At 37.3% G+C, this 6868-nt stretch carries 5 protein-coding genes and 1 pseudogene; 3 read left to right on the top strand and 3 right to left on the bottom strand.

The genetic code is table 11. The features are described 5' to 3' along the window. Positions 1–100: 100 nt before the first annotated feature. Positions 101–1015, bottom strand: a complete 915-nt coding sequence (locus P8M54_RS03695; protein WP_300285329.1) for a MerR family transcriptional regulator — start codon at positions 1013–1015, stop codon at positions 101–103. Positions 1016–1090: 75 nt separating this feature from the next. Next, positions 1091–1792, bottom strand: coding sequence for an ion channel (locus P8M54_RS03690; RefSeq protein ID WP_300285332.1), 702 nt, complete (start codon positions 1790–1792; stop codon positions 1091–1093). A gap of 339 nt (positions 1793–2131) precedes the next feature. Between P8M54_RS03690 and P8M54_RS03685 the strand changes: the two genes are divergently transcribed. The 3 genes from P8M54_RS03685 to P8M54_RS03675 all read left to right on the top strand — a co-directional run bounded on the left by P8M54_RS03685 (position 2132) and on the right by P8M54_RS03675 (position 6260). Continuing rightward, entirely contained in the window at positions 2132–2815 is a 684-nt protein-coding gene (locus P8M54_RS03685; protein ID WP_300285326.1) for a nitroreductase family protein, read from the top strand. Positions 2816–2899: 84 nt separating this feature from the next. Next, complete coding sequence (locus P8M54_RS03680) at positions 2900–3760, top strand: DUF808 domain-containing protein (protein ID WP_300285323.1); 861 nt, start codon at positions 2900–2902, stop codon at positions 3758–3760. A gap of 73 nt (positions 3761–3833) precedes the next feature. Next, on the top strand, positions 3834–6260 hold the full coding sequence (locus P8M54_RS03675) for a zinc-dependent metalloprotease (protein ID WP_300285321.1): 2427 nt from the start codon (positions 3834–3836) through the stop codon (positions 6258–6260). A gap of 104 nt (positions 6261–6364) precedes the next feature. On the opposite strand, the pseudogene P8M54_RS03670 reads toward P8M54_RS03675, so the two are convergent. After that, positions 6365–6868, bottom strand: a pseudogene (locus P8M54_RS03670) (carbamoyl-phosphate synthase large subunit); the annotation flags it as partial.

Genomic DNA, 6868 nt, shown 5'->3' with positions numbered 1-6868 from the left:
ACATCGTGACCGCTTTGAGCCAAATAAGATGAAGCTGCTAAAGCAGAGAAACCGGAACCTATTATTGTAATTCTTTTTTTCATTTGTCTAGCAAATATAATTAATCGTTAAACAAATTTTCAATATTTTCTGTTAATTCTTTGATAGAATTATAGACGGTTATCTGCTCTGACAGGCCTTTACGGTCTAAAAACTCGACTAATCTACCGGTTAGCCATAATTCGGTTTTATCGTCTAATAAAGTATCAGTCATCTCTTGAACGTATTCGTTGATAATGCCGCGATCCGGTTGTACCGTGAAAAACGACACGAAAACTATCGATTCGAAATGTTTCTTTAGTTCTTTCAAACTTTCGATTGGCATACTTTCACCTAAGTAGATACTTTTGTACCCGCTAAGCAAAATTTCATAATGCAAATACATTAATCCCAATTCGTGAATTTCGTTCATTGGAAGTGACAACACAAATACTTTTCCTTTTTTAGTGCGTTCCAATTGCTGCAACTTCTCGGAGTTTACCAACAACTTCTGTTTAATTAGGTAACTAACAAAATGTTCATGCGCCGGAGATATGGTATCCGTTTGCCACAATAAGCCTAACTCATTCAATAAAGGAATGAATATTTGATGAAAAATTTCTTTAAAAGACTTTTCTTCAATCAACCAGTTATAAGTGTTTAAAAAAAGTTCCTGATCAAAATTCATCATCGCCATTTTAAACGCACTGATAGCATGACTCTTCGCGTTTTTAGACGTAACGATTTCACGTACTAACGAGGGGATTTTTTCCTCAGGATAGGAAGCAATTTTAGATATTTTATAACCGTATTCGTGCAACAAAGTGATGTTTAACAATTTTTGTAAACTTGCTAAGTCGTACAATCGAATGTTAGTATCTGTTCGCATCGGTTGCAATACATTGTACCTTTTCTCCCAGATGCGAATAGTATGCGCTTTGATCCCTGAAAGGTTTTCAAGATCCTTGATACTAAAGACATTTTTTACATTGTTCATCGTTTTTCCGTATTTGATAAACAAATGTAAAACAAATTATACTGAAAATGGGTAAAATGGGTAAAAATAATTATGTTATGGTAGTGTTACAGCATTAAATTTGTTCAATTTATCAAGGTATAACACTGTTTTTGAGTTATCTATGCTTCGCGCATACATGGGTGTGAACTTAGCGCCGTACACCACTTCATCAAAAGTGTAAGAAGATCTTGTAGCCACTGTGGCACTAAACATATCGTCGAACGTTTTAATAAAAACCAATATTTCGCCGTGGATCGCTTTAAAATCATTTTCTGTTAGTTGATACAAAGGACTTTCTTCAGTAATAGGATGCACTAAGGTCCAACTTAAGGTAAGGGCACTAATCTGAGATAATTCTAACTCCAATTGATAAAATTTATTAGCCAAAACACCATTTTCCATGATACTCATCCCCAAAGTCATTTGCGCTTCGGCATCGGTAAAATTAGTATTCTTAAAGGGAGACAACCTAATCATTAAAGCAGTTCCCTCACCATAAGGAGCAATTAGTGCGTTGTGGGAAAACTTTAAAAAAGCAGTGGGTTTACTGAAACGCCCAAAAAACAAACCGGTGGCGATGGCAAAACTCAATAATCCCATCAAAGCTTCGGCTGCTGACAAAGCACTGGCCAAGAATCCTGTTGGACTAATATGTCCGTATCCCACAGTCGTAAAGGTTTGTGCACTGAAAAAATAAGCTTGACCAAACTTAACCAGTTCACTGTCAGTACTCGTACTACCATCAAGATGTTCAATACCAATAACATAATAAATCGTCCGCCATAACTACTTGAATTCGTTCCTAATCCCGAATTTTTGTCGGCTTTGGCATTCTGATTTATTCTTTCTACGTTCTCCATTACTATTTACTTTTCAGCAGTAAAAATAGTCAAAATGATTATATAAAAGGTGTCGGACTTGCGCTGAAGTAAATAATAGTAAACGAAACTCCAATTGCAATCACATCGCAAGAACATTGCTCGAATTAGTATTAAAAAGAAAAAGACCTACTCCCAACTACCGATCAAAAGCACAACTTAATTTATTTTTGAAATAAATAAAGTTATATTTGAGGAGACAAAAAAAGCAATAGAAATGCCTACTAAAAAATTAATCGACAACCATCCTTATATTAGTTACAGTAAATCAATCGTATCAGACCAAGAGATGCTCGATAAAGCACAGTCTTTTTATGAAAAGATGGACAGACGCCGTTCGGTTCGCGAATTTTCTGATCGCCCGTTTGCTCGCGAGGTAATCGAGAACATCATAAAAACTGCTTCGACGGCGCCCTCTGGAGCACACAAACAACCTTGGACTTTTTGCGTTATCGCTAATCCCGAAATAAAAAAACAAATCAGGATTGCAGCCGAGGAAGAAGAAAAAGCAAGTTACGAATCCAGAATGTCTAACGAATGGTTGGACGATTTAAAACCATTAGGAACTGATTGGCAAAAGCCCTTTTTGGAAATTGCACCTTACCTCATCATTGTTTTTAGACGTATTTACGAATTTGGCGAAGACGGAAAAAAGAAAAATAACTATTACGTGCAAGAAAGTGTAGGTCTTGCAGTAGGATTTTTACTTGCTGCCATACACGATGCCGGATTAGTTTCCTTGACGCACACGCCAAGCCCAATGAATTTCATTACTAAAATACTAGATCGTCCGGAAAACGAAAAGCCATTTTTACTGATTCCTGTTGGCTATCCAGCAAATGAATGTTGGGTTCCTGATTTAGAGAGAAAGAGCCTAGAAGAGGTTTGCGTATTTTATTAACTTTTAACTTTCACAAGACATCACAACTCTAATCCAGACTTAAGAGTATTGGGTTAGTGTTCTAATTATTAAACTTACAACTATATGGCTTCAGGATTTTTTGCATTATTAGATGATATTGCCGCACTTATGGATGACGTAGCAGTGCTAACCAAAGTTGCCACTAAAAAAACGGCGGGAATACTAGGTGATGACTTGGCTGTAAATGCTGAAAAAGCATCTGGTTTTGTATCTTCAAGAGAGATTCCAGTTTTATGGGAGATTACTAAAGGTTCTTTATTGAACAAACTCATCATTTTACCCTTTGCTTTTTTATTGAGTGCATTCGCCCCAATTGCTATAACTATTATTTTAATCCTAGGTGCATTGTACCTTGCTTATGAAGGAGTTGAAAAAATATATGAATATGTAGTTCCCCACGACCACGGAGAAAGCAAAATCACTATGGAACCCTTAACAGAAGAGCAAATTTTACTGGTAGAGAAAGACAAAATTAAATCGGCAATTGTAACCGACTTTATACTTTCGGTAGAAATTGTGATTATTGCACTAGGAGAAGTATTGAGTGAGCCCTTGATCAAACAGATTTTAGTGGTCACTTTTATCGCTATCATAGCAACGGTAGGTGTGTACGGAATTGTAGCCTTAATTGTCAGAATGGATGATGCTGGAACCAAATTACAGATGAAAAAGAGCGGTGTAATTAAAAAAATTGGTGGTGTTCTAATTTTGGCTTTACCAAAAGTAATTAAAGCCTTAGCATTTATTGGAACAATTGCTTTGTTGCTCGTTGCTGGTGGTATTTTTGCGCATAATATTCCCCTCTTTCATCATCTATTTGAAAGTTTACCAGACACCCTAAGAGAATTTATTTTTGGACTAATTGGTGGTGTACTCACTTTAGCGGTTGTACTTTTTGTAAAAAAATATTTAGAAAAGAACTAAAAAATTTAGCTCAGAAGATGATTGTAAGCTAGTTTAAACCAACAATACTAAACCATAATCTAAACAAACCACAATGAAACATCATTTACTTCGGTTGCTAGTACTGCTCCTTTTTCTACCTACTTTTGTTAGAGCACAAACAACTTCAATTGCAGAAAAAACTAAGAACATGACCGCTTACAATGGCTATAAACTTTTTTACTGGGAAGGATCGACCGGTAAAATATGGCTTCAAATTGATGAATTTGATAAAGAATTCTTATACCAAACCTCTTTACCCGCTGGCTTAGGATCCAACGACATTGGACTTGACCGAGGTAAAATTGGCTCTACTGCTATCGTGAAATTTAATAGAGTTGGCAACAAAATTTTAATGATACAACCCAACTATTCCTTCCGAGCGATAACTAATGATGTCGCTGAAAGAAGAGCAGTTGAACAATCCTTTGCGCAATCAACCATCTGGGGATTTAGCGTTGCTGCAGAGACTAAAGGCAGTGTACTTGTAGATATTACCTCCTTCTTGATGCAGGATGCTTTAAAAATAAGTACTGTTTTGCAAAGTAACAATCAAGGAAGTTACTCAATTGATGACAGCCGAACTGCCTTATATCTGGAGCGCACGAAAAACTTCCCTTTAAATACGGAATTCGAAACTACACTAACTTTTGTAAATAAAAGTGGTAAATCTGGCCAATTTGTCAATGAAGTAACTCCAAATAGTGATGCAATCAGTGTACGTATTCATCATTCTTTTGTGCAATTGCCCGATGACAAGTTCGAAACTCGTTTGTACGATGCGCGATCTCCCTTTATCACTAATTCCTACTATGATTACAGCACTCCCATTGGAGAACCACTCCAAAAAAACTTTATCATTCGCCATCGTTTGCAGAAAAAAGATCCAGCAGCGGAGCAAAGTGAAGCCGTAAAACCGATAATTTACTATTTAGATAATGGCGTTCCCGAACCGATACGATCTTACTTACTTGAAGGTGCTAGCTGGTGGAATCAAGCTTTTGAATCCGCTGGATATACCAATGCCTTTCAAGTAAAAATACTACCCGAAGATGCTGACCCAATGGACCTTCGTTATAACATGATTAATTGGGTACATCGATCTACTAGAGGCTGGAGTTATGGTTACTCCGTTGTTGATCCTCGAACTGGAGAAATCCTGAAAGGCAATGTCAGCTTAGGTTCGTTACGTGTTCGACAAGATTATCTTATTGCGCAAGGTTTACTTTCGCCTTTTGAGAACGAAAATGTACCCGCAGATAATAAGATGGCACAAATGGCACTACAACGCCTAAAGCAACTAGCGGCTCACGAGCTTGGACATACTTTAGGAATTATGCACAACTACATTTCCAGTACGCAAAACAGAGCAAGTGTTATGGATTATCCGCCGCCATTAGTAACTATCAATAGTAACGACGAGATTGACCTATCGAATGCTTACACTAACGAAATTGGAGATTGGGATAAAGTTAGTATCCAATACGGTTACCAACAATTTCCAAAAGGCAGTAACGAAGCCGTTGCCTTAAACCAAATTCTTACTGATGCTGCTGCAAAAGGATTAACGTTTATTTCAGATAGAGATGCTCGCGATCCAGGCGGTTTACATCCAAGTGCTCACTTGTGGGATACCGGCAATGATGCCGTAGAAGAGCTAAATAGAGTTATGAAAGTTCGAGCAAAAGCATTGTCAAAATTTGGAATAAACAGCATCAGTAAGGGTACTCCAATGGCGCTACTTGAAGACGTGTTAGTTCCTGTTTATCTATTTCACCGCTATCAAGTTGAAGCTGCCACAAAAGTTATTGGAGGACAATACTATTCGTATGCGGTCAAAGGAGATGGACAGATGATAACAAAAGCTGTTTCCAAGGAGGACCAACTAAAAGCATTGGATGCTGTACTAAACTGTATGGATCCTAAAGCATTAGCACTGCCGCAAAGGATACTTAGTTTGATTCCGCCTCGTCCAGCAAACTACGAGTATACTAATGAACTATTCAATCGAAAAACAGGCTTAGCTTTTGATCCATTGGCAGCCGCTGAAGCCGCTAGCGATATTCCACTATCGTTTTTATTCAATACAAAACGATTGAATAGATTAGTGGAGTATCAAGCTGAAAATAACGGACTAGGAATTGATGAGTTAATTGAAGTGATAACCTCCAAACTTTGGAATCAAAAAAAAGCAGCTGGTTTAGAAGGATTAATCCAACAGCAAAACGAGCAAATGTTACTTACCTACTTACTTGCGGTCTCGGTAAATGACGACGCTTCATTTGCTACAAAGGCTGCGCTTTTAAAAGCAATAGACGACATCAAAAAAAATGCGACAACCCAACTTAAAAGAACCAAAGAGGAAACTCGAAAAGGCTACTTACTGCTAACACTCGAACGAATTAAAGCACCCGAGAAAGCCAAAGCTACTTTACACGAAACAGCTCCTCCAGGATCGCCTATAGGTTGTGAAATCTATTAAATAACAAACTTGCACTGCATTTAAGAATCTAATTTACCGTCCTAACAGATTAAATAAAACTAAAAAAGCCCCGAATGGGGCTTTTTATGATAGTAAATGAATCTTTATTTACTCAAGTACATTTTTCTTCTAGAGTACAATTCGTAGAATTGATCGTCTTTTAAGTCATCAATAAACAAGATGCTTTCTCCGGTTGATTTCATCTCTGGACCTAATGCTTTGTTTACATTATGGAACTTACTAAAAGAGAAAACGGGTTGCTTGATAGCAAATCCTTTCAATTGTGGGTTAAAAGTAAAGTCGGTTACTTTATTGTGTCCTAACATTACTTTAGTCGCATAGTTTACATAAGGTTCTCCGTAGGCTTTCGCAATAAACGGAACCGTACGAGAGGCTCTAGGGTTGGCTTCGATAATATACACTGTATCATCTTTGATAGCAAACTGGATATTGATTAAACCTACTGTTTTTAATCCCAAAGCTATTTTCTTCGTATGGTCTTTTATTTGTTGCATCACGAACTCACCTAAATTAAACGGTGGCAAAGTAGCGTTACTGTCTCCAGAGTGCACTCCGCATGGTTCGATATGTTCCATAATTCCGATAAT

This window comes from Flavobacterium sp. (assembly GCF_029242675.1).
GTDB lineage: Bacteria > Bacteroidota > Bacteroidia > Flavobacteriales > Flavobacteriaceae > Flavobacterium.
Note: the sequence above shows the minus strand (reverse complement) of the source record. Positions and strands in the feature narration are given on the sequence as shown.

What these genes read in the sequence shown, in the direction of transcription:
- P8M54_RS03695 (WP_300285329.1), bottom strand. Translation starts at nt 1,015, where the DNA reads ATGAACAATGTAAAAAATGTCTTTAGTATCAAGGATCTTGAAAACCTT.
- P8M54_RS03685 (WP_300285326.1), top strand. Translation starts at nt 2,132, where the DNA reads ATGCCTACTAAAAAATTAATCGACAACCATCCTTATATTAGTTACAGT.
- P8M54_RS03680 (WP_300285323.1), top strand. Translation starts at nt 2,900, where the DNA reads ATGGCTTCAGGATTTTTTGCATTATTAGATGATATTGCCGCACTTATG.
- P8M54_RS03675 (WP_300285321.1), top strand. Translation starts at nt 3,834, where the DNA reads ATGAAACATCATTTACTTCGGTTGCTAGTACTGCTCCTTTTTCTACCT.